This window comes from Cedecea sp. B1(4) (assembly GCF_059414925.1).
The window spans coordinates 1-388 of sequence record NZ_JCAHMZ010000318.1 but is presented as its reverse complement, the minus strand read 5'-3'; the positions used below and the strand labels follow the sequence as shown (position 1 = coordinate 388).

The 388-nt window shown below is 58.0% G+C and carries 1 protein-coding gene; it reads right to left on the bottom strand.

From position 1 onward, the window contains the following. Positions 1-144: 144 nt before the first annotated feature. The coding region (locus ACR6JA_RS23125) for a hypothetical protein (protein ID WP_494599854.1) at positions 145-388 on the bottom strand (244 nt) is incomplete at its 5' end.

Here is a 388-nt window from a genome sequence, read left to right as displayed (position 1 = left end):
CTCTTGCCATTCCGGTGCCCTCGGTATCGGAAAGCTAACCTTGGCGCCGGTCAAGCGTTCTTAAGCGGCTGCCAGCACTTCATTGCGCTCAATAGTGTCCTCGCGAATCTCGCGCCGGGCGTCGGCCACTGCGCGGCCGAAAAATTAGGGTGCGCCAGGCTCGTTAATCGCGCCGCTGGGCACCACGAAGGACTTCAAGTCGACATCGAAATATACCTTGTCGGCCCCGTTGAGGAACTTATCCATGCGATGTAATGGCATCGCGGGCCGGCTACTGTGGTGCTCAATGGCGACCAGCATGTCGCCATTTTCCCGCCGTGTCACCGTGACCCCATCGATCTTTTCGCCCAACGTCGCGATCAGTTTGTCGTAACTCATACCGGCAAAT